The following is an 18,130-nucleotide window of genomic DNA, read 5'->3' as shown; positions in this document are numbered from 1 at the left end:
ATTTGTACAAGTGTTAGCTGATTGTAAGCTAACCATCTAATATTTAACATCTAAATAAAATGTTACAAGTCAATTTTTTGCGCGACAATAAGGAACGCGTTTTAGAAGGTCTTAAGAAAAGACAATTCAAAAATCTTGAGTTGGTAGACGAGGCTATCGCTGCCGACGACGAAAGAAAAAGAATCCAGTTTGAACTAGATTCCCAGCTTTCCGAAATCAACAAAATTTCGAAAGAAATCGGACTTTTGATGAAAGAAGGGAAAAAAGAAGAAGCGGAATCGGCAAAATCTAAAACAGCACAGTACAAAGAATCGAGCTCAGAATTGAAATCTCAGTTGGAAGTAAAGGAAAACGACTTACTGAATATCCTGTACCAGCTTCCAAACATTCCAAATGCATTGGTAAAAAGCGGTGCTTCAGCTGATGACAATGAAATCATTTTCCAGTCTCATCCTGTAGAAGGGCTTGGTGAAGGAGCAATTCCACACTGGGAACTGGCAAAAAAATATAATCTTATCGATTTTGAACTGGGAGTTAAAATTGCCGGAGCAGGTTTCCCTGTTTATTTAGGAAAAGGAGCAAGATTACAGAGAGCTCTGGTTCAGTATTTCCTGGATAAAAACGTAGAGAAAGGCTATACAGAAGTGAATCCTCCTCACGTTGTGAATGAGGCTTCAGGTTTTGGAACCGGACAGCTGCCGGATAAAGAAGGACAGATGTATTATATCAACGAAGATAAATTATATTTGATTCCTACGGCTGAAGTTCCGGTAACCAACCTTTACCGTGATGTTCTTTTTGATGAAAAAGATCTTCCGGTTAAAAATACAGCATTCTCTCAATGCTATAGAAGAGAAGCGGGAAGTTACGGAGCCCACGTAAGAGGATTGAACCGTCTTCACCAGTTCGAAAAGGTAGAAATTGTAAGAATTGAGAAACCGGAAAATTCTTATGCTGTGCTGGAAGAAATGGTAGAACACATCAAAGAAATTCTTACAGATCTTGAGCTTCCGTTCAGAGTATTAAGACTTTGTGGTGGTGATACAGGTTTTGCCTCTGCAATGACGTATGACTTTGAAGTATGGAGTGCAGCTCAGGAAATGTGGCTGGAAGTAAGCTCTGTGTCTAACTTTGAAACCTTCCAGGCCAACAGGTTGAAGTGCCGCTACAAAGCTGATGGTAAATCTCAATTGGTACATACATTAAACGGTTCTGCAATGGCATTACCAAGAATTATGGCAGCATTGCTGGAAAACAACCAGACAGCAGATGGAATTAAGCTTCCAAAGAAGATTGCTGAATATGCAAGATTTGATGTGATTAACTAAACAAATCTTCTGATTGAATATATAATAAAAAACCACCGGAATCCGGTGGTTTTTACTTTATTCTGTAACGATAATAATCTTTTTATCAGCGTTTTTAAGTTTTGTATTCTTATCATAAATGGCTTTCAGATCATATTCTATTCTTATGGAATGATCATCAATCTGCTTCACCCAGTCATGCTTTCCTGAAATTGATTTTATAGGATTCTCAAATTTTAAGGTAGTACCGATCTCTTTGAAAAACATGACCATCATACCTGCTATTTTTTCAGCTTCTTCCTTTGAGCTTTTGGTCTTGATAGCTTCTTCAATACTTTTTAAATTTAAATTTTCAGTATCAATGGTGAGGGTTTTTCCGTCCCAGCTGTTATAAATATTTTGATCCAGAGGAATTTTTTCAGTTTTGGTAAAGTTTTTCAGTGCTTTATAATCGTCCGGAGCAAAGTGTTCCATTTTAAAAGAAAATCCTGCCAGTTTGTTGTTTTCTTTTGCAGATTTCATGAAGATTTTTTTCATGATCCTCACTGAATCCGGATTTTCAGTTTTTAATTTTCCTTCTTTTTTGGCAAGATCATACATACTTGTCCAGACAGTTGGAAGTTTATCCACTTCTTCAAATTCTTTTTGTTTCAGCGAATCCGGCGTCATAGCCATCATTTCTGCCATAAACTCCCTCGTATCGATATCAGTAACAGAAGTAGAAGCGGCATCCCTATGATAGACAATTTCAGAATTCACACTGCAGGATTGCAGCATAAAAAGGCTTATTAAAAATAAGACAACAGTTTTCTTCATGGTTTATGTAAATACAAATTTAATGGCAGTTAACAGTTCCGTTGGGATCTTTAACAATTGTCATGGCTTCTGCTTTCGGAGAAACGTAAGGAATTCCCAGTTCAAGACCTCTCAGAATGAATAATCCTCCAAGAATAATCATAATTACCGGAACAGCTTTCAAAACTTTTATCCTGAAGGCCTGATTCATAAGATTTCCGACCAGAACAATGGCAAACATAAAGGGAAGGGTTCCTAATCCGAATAAAGCCATATATAACGCTCCCTGCCATATTCCTCCTCCCGCAAGGCTGGCGGTAAGGGCCATATAGACCATTCCGCACGGTAAGAATCCATTAAGAAGCCCTGTAGTAAATCTCGAACGGTAATCTGCCTTCTGAAGAAGTCTTCCCAGATTCATTTTTACGCTGTACAGGAATTTAGAAAGAAAAGGAATCTTTGAAGCAAAATCTTTTCCTCCAAATGAAAATACAGCCATAATGATCAGAAGGACTCCGGCAGTAATGGTCAGATATTTCTGAAAGCCTGCCATTTCAAATCCTTGTCCGATGATCCCCAGAAGCGCACCTAATAATGAATAGGTGAAAATTCTTCCGAACTGATAGGTAAGGTTCTGAAGGTAGAAATTGGCAGCCTGTTTTTTGGTTAATCCCATCGATAAAGCAATAGGTCCGCACATTCCGATACAATGAAAACCGGAAGCAAAGCCTAATGCAATAGCCGACACAATAAGTCCTATTTCCATATCACGTCATAATCCATTCTGTAGTCTGTTTTTTCTTTCGTCCAGCTCAGTCTTAATGTATAATTTCCTACTTTCAATACCTGTGCAGGAATTGTGAAAGACTGCGCGGCGTCAAGCTGTACAGATTTTTTGATATCTAAATTCTGGTCGTCGGTTCTGTTTAAAACAAATTTTACCGTAGTATTAGAGTTGTTATAATCTTTTGGGAAAGTAATTTTAATTCCTTTGGTATCCTGGCTGTAAACAGGTTTTTCCTGTAATTCGTCAGCTTTTTTCTTCGCATCAATTACATCCTGGTATTTTAATTCCTCTTCATAATAATTATCGGTTACCATTTCCGAATTCTTCTGTCCGTTCGGAAACAGGAACATCATGGATAATATAAAAACTATGAATGCAAGTAATGCAATTACAACACCGTGTCCCCAACTAAAGTTCTTCATTTTTTTCTAAAATTAAAATTGCAGTTTGAATGGCCCCTCAAAATAAGTCTGATAAGAATCAATCAGTTTACCTTTCATATCATACACACCAATCGTGATATTCTGTTTAGAAAGTTTCATTTCATTTTCCGGGAAGCTGATATTAATTGTTCCTTTTGAAATTTTATCTCTGTCAACCTGAATCTTGCTGGATGCACTGTAAGTAATTTCACCATGCGCCGGATCGATTACTTTGATGGTAACTATTTTCTTGTCATTCGTTTTATTAAGGAACGTATAATTATAGGTATTGGTAATTTTACCGTCTCGTACAAAGAATGTGCTTCCCGCCGGCTTAATGAATTTAGCTTCCATTTCACCACGACTGTAAAGAAGATATCCTAAGAATCCTACAAGAAGGAGTAAGAATATGGAGAAACCTTTCATTCTGCCTGTAAACTTAAACTGGGTTTGTTTTTCAATTTCGTTTTCAGAAGCATATCTGATTAATCCTTTCGGAAGGCCTACTTTCTCCATGACTTCATCACAGGCATCGATACAAGCTGTACAGTTGATACATTCCAGCTGCTGTCCGTCTCTGATGTCAATTCCGGTAGGGCAAACCACTACACACTGATGGCAATCAATACAATCACCCTTTCCGGCAGCTTTCCGGTCTTCTCCTTTTCTCCATTTCGCTCTGTTTTCTCCTCTTTTGAAATCGTAGAAAACGTTGATCGTATCTTTGTCGATCAATACTCCCTGAAGTCTTCCATAAGGACATACCAATGTACAAACCTGTTCTCTGAACCATGCAAATACAAAGTAGAATGCCGCAGTAAGAAGGATCATTACAATGAAATTGGTAGGATGGGCAAATGGCCCTTCTCCAACAATCTTAAATACCTCTTCATATCCAACAATGTACATGAACATAAAGTGGGTGATGATCAGTGATATTATGATATATACCGTCCATTTTAAACTTCTCTTCCAGATCTTCTCACTGTTCCACTCCTGTCTGTCCAGCTTCATCTGCTTATTTCTGTCACCTTCAATCAGGTATTCTATTTTACGGAAGATAGATTCCATAAAAATTGTCTGAGGGCAAATCCACCCGCAGAAAATTCTTCCGAATGCAATCGTAAAAACAATAATAAAGATTAAAGATGCGATAGCACCTAAAGTGAGGATAAAAAAGTCCTGTGGATAGAAAGGCTGTCCGAAGATGTAAAACTCCCTGTCTATAACATTGAACATCAATAATGGGTTACCATTGATTTTGATGAACGGTAATGTAAAATAAATAATTAATAGTAAATAGCTTACAATATTTCTATAGTTGGTATATTTCCCTTTAGGTTTTCTTGGAAATACCCATTTCCTTTTTCCGGATTGCTCCATTGTCCCTATAGAATCTCTGTAAGTTTCAGGGTCCAGAACCTGTCCCTGTCCGCCTCGTACTTCTATTTCTTCTATGTCTGACATATGTAATAGGTTTTAAAAAAGAAAAAACATAATTCGTTACTATTTTAATCTAATAACAAATTATGTTTTTTTCATATGTTTCTAATTTTTTAAATTATTCTTTTTCCCAATGTGCTTCAGTTCCCTGAGGAGCTGCTCCTCCCTGAGCCGGAGTCACTGGTGGTTGTTCCTGATTGATGTGATATACATAGGCTGCAATCTTTTCAATCTCTGCACCTGAAACTTCTCCGTTTTTACCGAAAGGTCTCATCGCAGGGTTGGTAGGAGAACCATTCCAGTCCATATGGAATACGTTTTTGAATAATGTCTTCTCAGGCTGGTTGATCCAGTAGTTATCAGTAAGGTTTGGTCCAATACCTCCACTACCATCTTCCTTGTGACAAGATGCACAGTTTGTTTTAAATAATTCTTTACCTTCTGCGATATTATCCGCTGAATACTTAGCTGTTTCAATGGTTACAGGAGGCTGAGATTTCTGATATTCTTCAATACTTGCCAACTGCTCTTTATATTCTTTTTCATATTCGCTTAACGGGTGAGCGAAGTCTGTAAAAGAGTATGCTGCAATATATACAATACAAAAAGCGGTCCCAAAATAGAATAAACCTACCCACCATTTTGGTAATTGGTTATCCAGCTCCATAATTCCGTCGAAACCGTGATCGATAAGGATATCCTTTTCTTCAGAAGCAGATTGCTTTTTGAATGCACTTTGGTACAATCTTTTGAAATAAGGAACTTTCTTTTCAGCTAAATAAGCTGCCTTTTCTTCAGGAGATAATTTCTTGAATTTGTTGTTCTCGATAAGGTCCCCGATGGCTCCATGAATGTAAGCAAGGATCCCAGCGATCACAACAGTTCCCCAGAAGTAAGGTGAAGAAAGGAACGCGTAGCTCTGTACAAATAAATAATAAAAAACTATTAAAAGTCCGATTATTATTAAGATGTTTATAACAACAGGTGTTCTTTGTTTCATAAAAAATAGTTTAATTTTTTAAATTAAAATCGTCATCTTCATCATCCCCAAGAGGAGCCTCTTCTTCTTCTTTGTAATATTTTTTAGGTCTGCTAAAAACATAGATTACCAAAGCGATGAAGAACAGCATAAAGAAAATCAGAGCCAGTGTCTGGTAGAAGCCAGCATTTTCTGTATTGGATAATATATCTTTAAAGTTCTGAGGAATCATATGAACCTTTTAATGTTTAGTTATTACTTGCTGTTTTGATTTCAGTTGTTTTGATATCTGTACCTAATCTCTGAAGATAAGAAATAAGAGCTACAATTTCTTTTTTCTCTAATTCTCCCTGAGGTCTCTTAGCATAAGCCTGTTTAAGGTCATTTGCTTCAGAGAAGATATCTTTTACAATTTTTGCTGATTGGTTGTTAGCCCATTTGTCTGCAGAGTCGATTTCAGCCTTTGTATAAGGTACATCGAATACATTCTTCATCAGCTTCATTTTGTCTACCATCTTGGTTCTGTCTAAGTCAGTAGCAATTAACCAAGGGTAACGAGGCATGATGGAACCTGCAGAAGTAGATCTTGGGTTATACATGTGCTTGTAGTGCCAAGAACTTGGGTTTTTACCACCTTCTCTATGTAAATCCGGTCCTGTTCTCTTAGAACCCCATAGGAATGGTCTGTCGTATACGAATTCTCCGGCTTTGGAGTATTGTCCGTTTTTACCGTTAAATCTAACGATCTCATCTCTGAACGGTCTTACCATCTGAGAGTGACAAGCGTTACATCCTTCACGGATATAGATATCTCTACCTTCTAGTTCCAGTGGTGAATAAGGTTTCACCGCAGAAATGGTAGGTACACTTTTCTTAAGAGATAGTGTAGGGATAATTTCAATTGAACTACCGATAGATATTGTGATGAAAGATAGAATTCCTAATAATACAGGAGTTCTTTCTAACCAAAGGTGAGTACCTTCTCCTTCTTTTCTGTTCTTACTGATGTTTGCCAACGCAGGAGCTTCAGCAGGAACATCTTTCTGGAATGATCCTTTTCTTACCGTAGCAACTACGTTTACGATCATTAAGATGGCTCCTGAAATATAGAATGCACCTCCTAAGAATCTCATTTTGAAGTAAGGGATAATTGCAGTTACAGTATCCAGCCAGTTTTTCCATAATAGGGTTCCGTCCGGGTTGAATTGTTTCCACATTAAACCTTGTGTAAATCCTGAAATATACATTGGTACTGCATAGAAGATGATTCCTAAAGTACCTAACCAGAAATGCCAGTTAGCTAATTTTACAGACCAAAGTTTTGTTCTCCACATAATTGGTACCAGGTAATAGATAACCCCGAATGCCATGAAACCATTCCATCCAAGAGCTCCTAAGTGTACGTGACCGATAACCCAGTCTGTAAAGTGACCAATTTTGTTGATGTTTTTAGTTGCCAAAAGCGGTCCTTCAAATGTTGCCATACCATAACAAGTAACAGCAACTACAAAGAACTTAAGGATAGGATTTTCTCTTACCTTATCCCAAGCTCCTCTTAACGTAAGAAGACCATTTAACATACCTCCCCATGATGGTGCAATAAGCATGATAGAGAAACCTGTTCCTACCGCCTGAGCCCAAGCCGGAAGAGCTGTATACTGAAGGTGGTGAGGACCAGCCCAGATATATACGAAAATTAATGACCAGAAGTGAATAATAGACAGTTTATAAGAGAATACCGGTCTGTCTGCAGCCTTCGGAAGGAAGTAATACATTAAACCTAAAACCGGAGTCGTCAATACGAATGCAACCGCATTGTGTCCATACCACCACTGTACAATAGCATCTTTTACCCCTGCGTATGCTGAATAAGATTTCCAGCCTGTGAAAGATAAAGGTACTTCAAGATTGTTGAAAATGTGAAGCATTGCTACTGCAATCCAGGTACCGATATAGAACCAAATTGCTACGTAAAGGTGTCTCACTCTTCTCTTCGAAATAGTCAGGAACATATTGATACCGAAAATGATCCATGAGAATGCGATCAATATGTCGATCGGCCACTCGTGCTCAGCATATTCTTTAGAGGTATTGATCCCCATAAAGAACGTAATGAACGTAGCAACGATCATAAACTGCCAAGTCCAGAAATGTAGCCATGACAATGTATCACTGTACATTCTTGTTTTTAATAATCTTTGTAATGAGTAATAAATACCCGTGTAAACAATGTTACAAACGAATGCAAAGATTACGGTATTGGTATGCAGCATTCTGATTCTACCAAAACCAAATGCACCATGTGTGTTTATTAACCCTTGAATATTACCCGATGCCAAACTTTTAATGGTCGTATCATCTGTCCCGAAAAAGAATTCAGGTAACTCTGGGTAGAAAAGCATTAATGCCGCCGTAAGCCCGAATGTGAAACCTATAAGACCAAAGACAATGGTCGCATATAGGAACGCACGGACAATACTGTTGTCATAACTAAACTTTTGTGTTTCCATATCAACTATTCACTATTTTTCTCAATTTTTATTATTTTCTCCTATTTCTTTCTCGTCTTTACTTTTGTCGCCGGTCTCATCATTTTCTTTGACTTTTTCATCATCAAAAAGGATTCTGACAGCAGGAGATTCATCATCCTCAAACTGTCCTTTTCGGGCATACACTATAAATACGACCAAGAAAATCGCAGCTAAAGAAACACTGCAGAGGATCATTAAATATAGAATATCCATTGGACAACAAAATTAACCTATTTTCGGGGTTCAAATTTAGTGAAAAATAATGACATTCATCACGAAATGCCGATTTCAGCTAATTTAAAATCAGTCTAAATAAGGGCTTTTACGCCTGTTTTTTGAAATATTTCCGACCTAAAATCCAGGTTGAAAGTGTTGTAAAGGTAACCACTGTGATCGAGCTGATTGGCATAATGATAGCGGCAAAAAGCGGATGCATATGTCCTGTAACAGCGTAACTTAAACCAACGATATTGTATAAAAAACTGATTATAAATGTCATTTTCACAATCGTGATAGAGCCCTTACAAACGTTCAGATAGTTGTCAAGTGTAACCACTTTTTCACCATTCATGATCACATCAGAAGATGGCGTAAAACTGTTTGTATCATCAGCAATAGCAATTCCTACATTACTTTGTTTTAAAGCTCCTGCATCATTAAGCCCGTCTCCGAGCATTGCTACCTTCATATGCTGGTCCTGAAGATTTTTAATATAATTCAACTTATCTTCCGGGCTCTGATTAAAGGCCATTCCTTTGTAGTTGGGAATGAGTTCTTTAAGCTGATTTTCTTCTGAAGAATTATCTCCGCTCAGAATAAATATTTTGTATTGGGTTAATTTCGTGAAAAGCTCTTTCAGTTTCGGGCGGTATTCATTTTTAAAGATGAATTTACCAAGGTATTCGCCGTTTTTACTGATATAAACTGCGGTCTCAAGATTCTTGGGTTCCTGATTGTTATAGCGGGCAGAACCAATTTTATAAAGATTTCCTCTTACGTTGGCCTCATATCCTTTTCCTGAAATTTCAACGAAATTTTCTACAGGGAAATAATCATCATTTACATCAATGAATTCATACAGTGATTTTGAAAGCGGGTGGTTGGAGTTTTTTAATAATGTTTTGATATTCAGGGAGTCAAATTCATTAATATCAGCTCCTTCATATTTGATGTTTGATTTTTTTCTGTGGGTAATCGTTCCGGTTTTATCAAAAACAATTGTATCCAGCTTCGCGATTTTTTCAATCGTTAATGTATCTTTTACATAAAACTTGTTTCGCCCTAAAATCCTCATAATGTGTCCGAAAGTGAACGGTGCAGACAATGCAAGTGCACATGGACATGCAATGATAAGAATGGCTGAAATAACCTGGAACATTTTTTCCAAATCAATAAATGACCAGTAAATCCCCGAAATTAAAGCAATGCTTAAGATAATGAACGTGAAATATTTACTGATGTTGTTTGTCAGGGTGTCAAGGCCGGTCTCGTGTTTTTTGAAAGCTTCTTTATTCCAAAGCTGGGTTAGATAACTCTGATCTACGTCTTTGATTACTTCCAGTTCCAGTGATGACCCGATCTGTTTACCTCCGGCAAAAATCTTGTCACCGGGTTGCTTGCTGATACTTTCACTTTCTCCGGTAATAAAACTGTTGTCAATATTTCCTTCTCCGTTGATCAGTATGGCATCTACCGGAATGATTTCCTGATTTCTGACTAAAATCCTGTCTCCTACTTTTACCTCAGAAAGAAGGATGTTCTCCTGTTTTCCTTCAAAGTCTACTTTGGTAACCGCAATAGGATAGAATGATTTGTAATCTCTATCATAAGAAAGGGCACTGTACGTTCTTTTCTGGAAAATTTTCCCCATCAGCATGAAGAAAAGCAGTCCACAAAGCGTATCAAAATATCCAGGACCGTAATCCGTTACCACTTCATAGATACTTCTGCCAAAGAGAACAAAAATTCCCAGTACAATAGGGACATCAATATTGACAATCTTATTTTTTAATCCGTACCAAGCAGATTTATAATAATCAGAAGCCGAGTAAAAGACAACCGGACAGGCCAGCAGGAACATCAGGGTTCTGAAAAGACCTTTGTAATGCTCCATCCAGTAATCTTCCCCTCCTACATATTCAGGAAATGCCAGGAACATTCCGTTTCCAAATGCAAAACCGGCGATGGCAAATTTTACCAGAAGTGATTTATCAAGGTGATCAACGTTTTTTTCAGCGGTTTCAAGACTGATAACAGGTTTGTATCCCAGATTGGTTAAGAAATTAGCTAGTTCGCTTAATTTCAAATCGTTATGGTTGAATGAAATCTGTAAGGTCTTCCTTGTAAAATTAACCTGGGAATATTTGATGTGCTGATTTAAAGTATGGAGGCTTTCCAATAACCAGATACAGGAAGAACAATGAATTACAGGGATTTTAAATGTAACAAGGCTGGTGTTTCCTTCAGAGAAATCTGTTACTTTTTCAAAAATCTCAGGAGTGTCCAAATAGTCAAACTGGGTAGAATTTTCATCACTCGGACGAATTCCTGCCCCTTTGTTAAGCTGATAAAAATTGCTTAAGTTATTCGTATTTAGAATTTCATAAACAGACTTGCAGCCATTGCAACAGAAAGTCTTTTCATCAAATAAAATTCTCTCTTTTTCTATACCTTGACCACAATGAAAACAGTTCTCGCTCACCACCATAAAATATTGAACTACAAAATTATAACAAATTTTTTTGTTTATCGCGTTAAAAAGTTCTATTTTTGTGATAAATATCATATAAAATGCCGCAGGAACAACAGATAGCAATTGAAGAGAGGTTCGCCAGAGTTTTTAATGATAAATCATTTAAGGAAAGACTTTCTAGCGCAGATTTTGAAAAATATATTAATGGCAAAAAGAAACTGAGTTTTCAGAAACATGAAACCATTTTCGAGGATGGGGAAACTCCAAAAGGAGTATATGTCCTGGAAAAAGGTGCGGCCAAACTTTCAAAATCAGGAGCGTTCGGAAAAGATCAGATTTTAAGATTTATCAAAGAAGGGGATATTATCGGCTATCGTTCTTTGCTTTGCGGGGAAAACTTCCAGGCTAAAGCAGAGGCCATGACAGATATTGAATGTGTATTTTTGCCAGCAGATATCTTTATGTATCTTCTGGAAGTAGATCCACAGCTTTCTTTCGTAATGCTTCAGAAAATTTCTTATGAATTGGGAGAATCATCCAATACCATTACTTTCCTTGCTCAGAAAACGGTAAGAGAAAGACTGGCAGAAATTCTTTTGCTTCTGGAACAGAAACTGGGAGTAGACCCTGAAGGGTTTATCAAGATCTCATTGACGAGAGAAGAAATTGCCAACATTATCGGTACTGCTACAGAAAGCGCCATCCGTCTGATCTCTGAATTCAAACAGGATAATCTGATTGAAGTTGACGGGAGAAATATCAAGATTCTAAATCACGACAAACTCATGAAACTCGGTCACGTAGTTTTATAAAAATCATACAAAACTTAAGTCGGCTCAGGGCCGACTTTTTAACTTTTAAAAATAGATAAATTATGTCTGTTCACTCTGAAATTAAAAAAGTTACGACTGAAACCTTGCGTAAAATGAAATTCGACAAGGAAAAAATAACAATGCTTACAGCCTATGATTTTACTACCGCAAAGATGGTAGATGCCGGCGGAGTAGATGCTATTTTGATTGGAGACTCTGCAGCGAATGTAATGGCTGGTTTTGAAACTACATTACCTATTACGCTGGATCAGATGATCTACCATGCCCAAAGTGTGGTGAGAGGAACCGACAGAGCTTTGGTGGTAGCAGATTTACCTTTCGGAACTTATCAGAGTAACCCTGAAAAAGCATTGGAATCTGCGGTAAGAATGATGAAGGAAGGCGGTGCACATGCCGTTAAAATTGAAGGAGGGAAAGAAATTTCCAAATCAATTAAAAAAATTATCAATGCCGGAATTCCGGTAATGGGACATTTGGGATTAACACCACAGTCTATCTATAAATTCGGTACCTATAAAGTAAGAGCTAAGGAAGAGGCAGAAGCTGAAAAACTGATTGCTGATGCACAGCTTTTGGAAGAACTTGGATGTTTTTCTATTGTATTAGAAAAGATTCCGGCAGATTTAGCAAAAAAAGTGACAGACAGTATTTCCATTCCAACGATCGGAATTGGTGCCGGATCACATTGTGACGGACAGGTTCTGGTATATCATGATATGGTAGGAATGAACAAAGGGTTCAGTCCGAAATTCTTAAGAAGATACCTTGATCTTTACACAGAAATTACAGGAGCTGTTTCCCAATATGTAAAAGATGTGAAAAGCGTTGAGTTTCCTAATGAAAATGAAAGTTATTAATATTCATCAATGCAGAATCAACAACAATCTATCCAGGGAATATTATCTATCGCAGCCTTGATTTGTCTTGCTGTAGGATGGTTTAATCTATTCTCTCCGGAAATCAATCATTTGCTTTCAAGAAAAGTTTTTTATGTTTTAATCGGAGCGAGCTTTTTTATTCAGGCTCCGTTACTTACGAATAAGAATTTTGTTTATGCTATGTATGCTGCTGCCGCAATCTGTGTATTCGGAGCATTCATTCCGGAAGGCTCAAAACTTTCAGCCGTAAAGACCGTAGGACTTCTTGCTGGGATTATCCTGTCATTATCCAATAGAAGAAGATAGACTGAAAAAGTATGAAGGAGCAGATTATATATGAGGACAATCACCTTCTGGTGGTCAATAAAAAAGTCGGGCAACTTGTTCAGGGTGATAAGACCGGTGATGAATCACTATTGGAATCCATCAAAAACTTTATAAAAATAAGAGATGCTAAGCCGGGAAATGTTTTTCTCGGCTTGGTTCATCGTATAGATCGTCCCACATCAGGATTAGTGATCTATGCAAAAACTTCTAAAGCGCTTTCCCGTCTTACGCAGATGGTGAAAAACCGGGAAGTGAAAAAAACATATTGGGCAGTCGTGGGAAAAGAAATGATTCCGCAAAGCCAGAGACTGGTACATTATTTAAAGAAAAACGAAAAAAATAATAAAGCCATCGTCTTTCCAAAAGCTACGGAAGGAGCCAAAGAAGCTATTCTGACGTATCATGTGATCAAAACATTAGACAATTATTTGTTGCTGGAAATTGACCTTGAGACCGGAAGACATCACCAGATCAGGGCTCAGCTGTCTAAAACAGGAGTTCCGATTAAAGGTGATTTAAAATATGGAGCACCACGTTCCAATCCGGATGGAGGTATTAATCTTCACGCCAGAAAACTGGAATTTATTCATCCGGTTACCAAAGAAAATATTGAAATTATAGCTCCGGTACCTCAAAATGATGCGATCTGGAGGCTTGTGAAGAATAAGCATATCATAAAAAAACTAAACCATGAAATTCAAATCACTTTTATTAGCCACATTGCTGGTTATGGCATCTTGTTCAGACAATGATGAATTGCCGCTTGATAATTCACAACAGACAATTCCTGAAAATACAAGTAAAATATCATGGAATTATCCTGTTTTGTCACCTGTCTTTAATGGGTTGGAACAAAATTATATGTTCGAATATGATGCTCAGGGAAGGATTATAAAAAAGATAGGAGGAAAGTTGGAACTTTCCGTAGGAACGGGATTTCCTTATGTTTATTCAAAATCTGTCTATACAATGGTAACATATACAGGAAATACTGCAATTATGAGAAATTATAGCTCTGATCCTGGTTTCACTGTTCAGTTGAAGGAAAGAAGGTTTGAGTTTGATAATCAAGGTAGAGTTATTAAGACAGTTATTCCAGAGGTCTATAATTCATATATGGATAAGTATCTGACCTATACATATGATGCTTCAGGAAAGTTAACTGAGATTTTAACTGAATATCCAAATATTCCGTATGATCCAACTGATCCGCAAGATTATATTTTGACTTACGTAGAAAAGTTTATTTATAACACCTCAGGAAATCTAGAAAAGGCAATTAAAACCGAAAAGCATAATAATATTGATGCTTATATTACGAATGAAATTACATTGGATAATTTTGATTCTGCACAAAATCCATTTAAGAATCTGGGTATTTTTGAAGAGTATTTCTACTTTTCATTATCAAAAAATAATCCTCAGAGAAAAATTTCAAAAGAATTTAAACCTTATAGCTCCGAATTTTTTCTAAGCCAATCAAATTGGACTAATCAATATAATTCTGATGGAAGCCTGAAGCTTTTTTACTAAAGAACTATTTAAAATAAAATTGAAGACCGTCTCAAAATTGAGATGGTCTTTTTTCTTTAAAGTCATTTAAGATTTTGCTTATTCTGAAAAAATGTCTAACTTCGTTCCAAACTTTAGGGGTGTCTGTTGCCAACAGACTGAGACTTTACCCTTTGAACCTGATCTGGATCATACCAGCGTAGGGAAAAGTAGATGACTTTTGCTGTACATTCTATTGTACAATAATGGCCATTCCTGAAGTGATTTAAATTATTTAGGAATGGAACTTATAATCAACCACACCCGAAAAACATTCGATGTACTTCCTGCAAACCTGGAAGCATTACTGGCTATTGAGCTGCCCGGAAAAAAGAAAGGCATTGCTGTAGCCCTTAACAATCGCATTATTCCCCTGTCTGTCTGGGCGGAAACCATCCTTAACAACAACGATTCAATTTTAATCATTACTGCCACTCAGGGCGGTTAATTTTCATATTTAAAACCAATACTTATGGCTCACTCCATTACATGTTCGCCATTTCCGAACTCAAAGAAAATCTATGTTGAAGGAAAACTACACCCTATCAATGTAGCCATGCGTGAAATACAGCTTAGCCCAACCAAACTTAGCAATGGCGGCTTTGAACATAATGCTCCGGTAACGATCTATGATACTTCAGGGCCTTATACCGATGAAAATGCAGTTGTCGATATTCAGAAAGGGCTTCCTAGAATCAGAGAACAATGGATTCTGGAAAGAAATGATGTGAATATCTTAGACGGAATTACATCTGAATACGGAAAAGCCCGTTTAGCCGATCCACGTCTTGACGAACTGAGGTTTTCCTATGACCATAAACCTAAAGTTGCTAAAGAAGGAAAAGAATTGACACAGCTTTATTATGCTAAGCAGGGAATCATCACCCCGGAAATGGAGTATGTGGCTATCAGGGAAAACCAGAGAATAGAGCAGCTTGATTCCGTATCTAAAGAAATGAGCTTTCAACATCCGGGACACAGCTTTGGAGCGAATACTCCGAAAGGCAAGATCACTCCGGAATTTGTAAGAGACGAAATTGCCGCCGGGAGAGCCATTATTCCCAATAACATCAACCACCCGGAAAGTGAGCCGATGATCATCGGGAGAAATTTCCTGGTGAAAATCAATGCCAATATCGGAAACAGCGCTGTTTCATCCAGTATTGAAGAAGAAGTGGAAAAAGCCGTATGGGCCTGCCGATGGGGAGCAGATACCATTATGGATCTTTCTACAGGGAAAAATATTCACGAAACAAGAGAGTGGATCATAAGAAACAGTCCGGTTCCGATCGGTACCGTTCCTATTTATCAGGCATTGGAAAAAGTAAAAGGTGTTCCTGAAGATCTTACATGGGAAATCTTCAGAGATACCCTGATCGAACAGGCTGAACAGGGAGTTTCTTACTTTACCATCCACGCAGGAGTTTTACTAAGATATATTCACCTGACAGCCAACAGAGTAACCGGAATTGTTTCCCGAGGTGGATCAATTATGGCAAAATGGTGCCTGTTCCATCATAAAGAAAGCTTCCTGTACACTCATTTTGAGGAGATTTGCGAGATCATGAAGAAATACGACGTGGCCTTCTCTCTGGGGGACGGGCTTCGTCCGGGATCTATTGCAGATGCCAATGATGCAGCTCAGTTTGCAGAACTGGAAACGTTAGGTGAACTCACTAAAATTGCCTGGAAGCATAATGTGCAGGTAATGATTGAAGGTCCGGGACATGTACCAATGCACATGATCAAAGAAAATATGGATAAACAGCTGAAGGAATGCCATGAAGCTCCGTTTTATACCTTAGGTCCTTTAACCACAGATATTGCACCGGGTTATGATCATATTACTTCCGGGATCGGAGCTGCCATGATCGGATGGTTTGGATGTGCGATGCTTTGCTACGTAACACCGAAAGAACATTTAGGACTTCCGAACAAGGATGATGTAAAAGTTGGGGTGATCACTTATAAACTGGCAGCACATGCGGCAGATTTGGCAAAAGGCCATCCGGGCGCACAATACAGAGACAATGCATTAAGTAAAGCAAGATTTGAATTCAGATGGGAAGATCAGTTCAATCTTTCATTAGATCCGGAAACAGCAAGAGCATATCACGATGAAACACTTCCGGCAGAAGGCGCAAAAATTGCCCATTTCTGTTCTATGTGCGGACCGAAGTTCTGCTCTATGAAAATTACTCAGGAAATCCGTGAATCTGCAGAAAAAGGAATGCTGGATAAGTCACAGGAATTTATTGAAAAAGGGAAAGAAATCTATATATGATCCTTGTTATCACTCCTGAATTGATTGTTCCGAACGAAACTGATAGCATTAATCAGATGTTTCAGGAAGGTCTTAACCTGCTTCACATCCGTAAACCATGGATCAGCCGTAATGAAATGATTGAATTTATAACCAAAATTGATGACGCTTTTCATTCACAGCTGGTACTTCATACGCATTATGACCTTGGGAAAGAATATCATATTTCAAGATTTCATTTCAGGGAAATTGACCGGGAACAAGGAAAATACAAACCCTTTGTACCGGAAAATATTATTTCAACTTCAGTACACCATATCACAACCTACAATACTTTGGATAAAGAATGGGAATATGCTTTCATAAGCCCGTTCTTTCCAAGTATATCCAAAAAAGGATATGGGACAGATTCTACTATTAAAGAAGAAATACAATATCGGAACAATCCGGATGTGAAATTAATTGCCCTTGGAGGCATTAATCATGATAATATTCATGAAGTCTTCGAATCGGGTGCAGACGGAGCAGCGCTGTTAGGTGCTGTATGGGAAAGTGAAGAACCTTTAAAAGTATTCAAAAAATGCAGGAACGTCCTTATGTCATAAGCATTGCGGGCTTTGACCCAAGTGGTGGAGCAGGCTTATTATCAGACAGTAAAACCTTTGAGCAATCCAAAGTAATGGGACTGGGAGTATGTACTGCATTAACACTGCAAACCGCTTCCCAATGTCTTAGCCTTGAATGGCGTCCTTTGGATGAAGTGACTGAAGCCATTCAGGTCTTGATGGAAAACTATCCTGTTTCAGCAGTGAAAATCGGAATTGTGAAAGATGTCGGTTTTTTAAGCAAAATTGTAGAAACGATTCAAAAAAGTAACTCTGAAGTTAAAATTGTTTGGGATCCTGTCCTGAAAAGCACTTCCGAATTCACTTTTTTTGATCTTGACACACTTCCTCAATTAAAAAATACCATTAATAAGCTCAGTTTAATAACTCCGAATTATAATGAATACAGTGTTTTAAAGGAAAATTATCTTCTACCGGATACCCGTCAATGTGCATTGCTGATCAAAGGAGGGCATAGAGAAGATCTTTTGGGAACGGACATTTTAGTTGAAAACGGAAAAGAAATTCTATTAGTTCCGGCCGAAGATAATATGGTATATTTTCCCAAACATGGTTCAGGTTGTGTTTTATCCTCAGCCATTACAGCAGAACTTGCGAAAGGGAAAAATATGGAAACGTCCTGCCGGAACGGAAAATTATATATCGGAAAATTTTTAAAAAGCAATTCCTCTTTACTGGGAACACATTCATAGAATA

At 37.7% G+C, this 18,130-nt stretch carries 19 protein-coding genes and 1 riboswitch; of the genes, 10 read left to right on the top strand and 9 right to left on the bottom strand.

From position 1 onward, the window contains the following. Window positions 1–59 precede the first annotated feature (59 nt). Window positions 60–1,328, top strand: a complete 1,269-nt coding sequence (serS, locus tag EL165_RS14705; RefSeq protein ID WP_002983881.1) for a serine--tRNA ligase — start codon at window positions 60–62, stop codon at window positions 1,326–1,328. Between the two features lie 57 nt (window positions 1,329–1,385). Here the strand turns inward: serS and EL165_RS14700 are convergent, their stop codons facing one another. The 9 genes from EL165_RS14700 to EL165_RS14660 form a co-directional block, all read right to left on the bottom strand. After that, window positions 1,386–2,123 (bottom strand): hypothetical protein, encoded by a 738-nt coding sequence (locus tag EL165_RS14700; RefSeq protein WP_002983879.1) that lies wholly within the window; start codon window positions 2,121–2,123, stop codon window positions 1,386–1,388. A 19-nt stretch (window positions 2,124–2,142) separates the two neighbouring features. Further along, window positions 2,143–2,868, bottom strand: a complete 726-nt coding sequence (locus EL165_RS14695) for a sulfite exporter TauE/SafE family protein (protein WP_002983877.1) — start codon at window positions 2,866–2,868, stop codon at window positions 2,143–2,145. Then, window positions 2,859–3,311 (bottom strand): FixH family protein, encoded by a 453-nt coding sequence (locus EL165_RS14690; protein WP_002983875.1) that lies wholly within the window; start codon window positions 3,309–3,311, stop codon window positions 2,859–2,861. The genes EL165_RS14695 and EL165_RS14690 overlap by 10 nt, the downstream gene beginning before the upstream one ends. 12 nt (window positions 3,312–3,323) lie before the next feature. After that, window positions 3,324–4,778, bottom strand: a complete 1,455-nt coding sequence (gene ccoG / locus EL165_RS14685; protein ID WP_002983873.1) for a cytochrome c oxidase accessory protein CcoG — start codon at window positions 4,776–4,778, stop codon at window positions 3,324–3,326. Window positions 4,779–4,872: 94 nt separating this feature from the next. Then, on the bottom strand, window positions 4,873–5,754 hold the full coding sequence (locus tag EL165_RS14680) for a cbb3-type cytochrome c oxidase N-terminal domain-containing protein (protein ID WP_002983871.1): 882 nt from the start codon (window positions 5,752–5,754) through the stop codon (window positions 4,873–4,875). A gap of 10 nt (window positions 5,755–5,764) precedes the next feature. After that, on the bottom strand, window positions 5,765–5,965 hold the full coding sequence (locus EL165_RS14675) for a cbb3-type cytochrome oxidase subunit 3 (RefSeq protein ID WP_002983870.1): 201 nt from the start codon (window positions 5,963–5,965) through the stop codon (window positions 5,765–5,767). Between the two features lie 16 nt (window positions 5,966–5,981). Next, the gene (gene ccoN / locus EL165_RS14670; protein ID WP_002983866.1) at window positions 5,982–8,243 is read right to left on the bottom strand and encodes a cytochrome-c oxidase, cbb3-type subunit I; all 2,262 of its coding nucleotides are present in this window, start codon (window positions 8,241–8,243) and stop codon (window positions 5,982–5,984) included. A gap of 21 nt (window positions 8,244–8,264) precedes the next feature. Continuing rightward, on the bottom strand, window positions 8,265–8,477 hold the full coding sequence (ccoS, locus tag EL165_RS14665) for a cbb3-type cytochrome oxidase assembly protein CcoS (protein WP_002983864.1): 213 nt from the start codon (window positions 8,475–8,477) through the stop codon (window positions 8,265–8,267). A 109-nt stretch (window positions 8,478–8,586) separates the two neighbouring features. Further along, a complete protein-coding gene (locus tag EL165_RS14660) occupies window positions 8,587–10,965 on the bottom strand; it encodes a heavy metal translocating P-type ATPase (protein ID WP_041462114.1) in 2,379 nt (792 codons plus the stop codon). A gap of 89 nt (window positions 10,966–11,054) precedes the next feature. Here EL165_RS14660 and EL165_RS14655 point away from each other — a divergent pair, with 89 nt between their 5' ends. The 9 genes from EL165_RS14655 (at window position 11,055) to EL165_RS14615 (ending at window position 18,126) form a co-directional block, all read left to right on the top strand. Then, on the top strand, window positions 11,055–11,768 hold the full coding sequence (locus EL165_RS14655) for a Crp/Fnr family transcriptional regulator (RefSeq protein WP_002983859.1): 714 nt from the start codon (window positions 11,055–11,057) through the stop codon (window positions 11,766–11,768). A 62-nt stretch (window positions 11,769–11,830) separates the two neighbouring features. Continuing rightward, window positions 11,831–12,646, top strand: coding sequence for a 3-methyl-2-oxobutanoate hydroxymethyltransferase (panB, locus tag EL165_RS14650; protein WP_002983857.1), 816 nt, complete (start codon window positions 11,831–11,833; stop codon window positions 12,644–12,646). Between the two features lie 9 nt (window positions 12,647–12,655). Beyond that, window positions 12,656–12,973 carry a hypothetical protein gene (locus EL165_RS14645; protein ID WP_002983855.1) on the top strand — a complete coding sequence of 106 codons (318 nt, stop codon included), beginning with the start codon at window positions 12,656–12,658 and terminating at the stop codon, window positions 12,971–12,973. A gap of 11 nt (window positions 12,974–12,984) precedes the next feature. Continuing rightward, a complete protein-coding gene (locus EL165_RS14640) occupies window positions 12,985–13,746 on the top strand; it encodes an RluA family pseudouridine synthase (protein ID WP_232529132.1) in 762 nt (253 codons plus the stop codon). Then, entirely contained in the window at window positions 13,685–14,527 is an 843-nt protein-coding gene (locus EL165_RS14635; protein WP_002983850.1) for a hypothetical protein, read from the top strand. Before EL165_RS14640 ends, EL165_RS14635 begins: the two co-directional genes overlap by 62 nt. Before the next feature lie 105 nt (window positions 14,528–14,632). Further along, window positions 14,633–14,729, top strand: a riboswitch (TPP riboswitch). 57 nt (window positions 14,730–14,786) lie between these two features. After that, window positions 14,787–14,993 (top strand): sulfur carrier protein ThiS, encoded by a 207-nt coding sequence (gene thiS, locus EL165_RS14630; protein ID WP_002983848.1) that lies wholly within the window; start codon window positions 14,787–14,789, stop codon window positions 14,991–14,993. 24 nt (window positions 14,994–15,017) lie between these two features. Further along, a complete protein-coding gene (gene thiC, locus EL165_RS14625) occupies window positions 15,018–16,829 on the top strand; it encodes a phosphomethylpyrimidine synthase ThiC (RefSeq protein ID WP_002983846.1) in 1,812 nt (603 codons plus the stop codon). After that, the gene (locus EL165_RS14620; RefSeq protein WP_002983845.1) at window positions 16,826–17,413 is read left to right on the top strand and encodes a thiamine phosphate synthase; all 588 of its coding nucleotides are present in this window, start codon (window positions 16,826–16,828) and stop codon (window positions 17,411–17,413) included. Before thiC ends, EL165_RS14620 begins: the two co-directional genes overlap by 4 nt. After that, the gene (locus EL165_RS14615; protein WP_002983843.1) at window positions 17,389–18,126 is read left to right on the top strand and encodes a hydroxymethylpyrimidine/phosphomethylpyrimidine kinase; all 738 of its coding nucleotides are present in this window, start codon (window positions 17,389–17,391) and stop codon (window positions 18,124–18,126) included. Before EL165_RS14620 ends, EL165_RS14615 begins: the two co-directional genes overlap by 25 nt. Window positions 18,127–18,130: the final 4 nt, after the last annotated feature.

The sequence above is a fragment of the Chryseobacterium gleum genome (genome assembly GCF_900636535.1).
Taxonomy (GTDB): domain Bacteria; phylum Bacteroidota; class Bacteroidia; order Flavobacteriales; family Weeksellaceae; genus Chryseobacterium; species Chryseobacterium gleum.
Note: the sequence above shows the minus strand (reverse complement) of the source record. Positions and strands in the feature narration are given on the sequence as shown.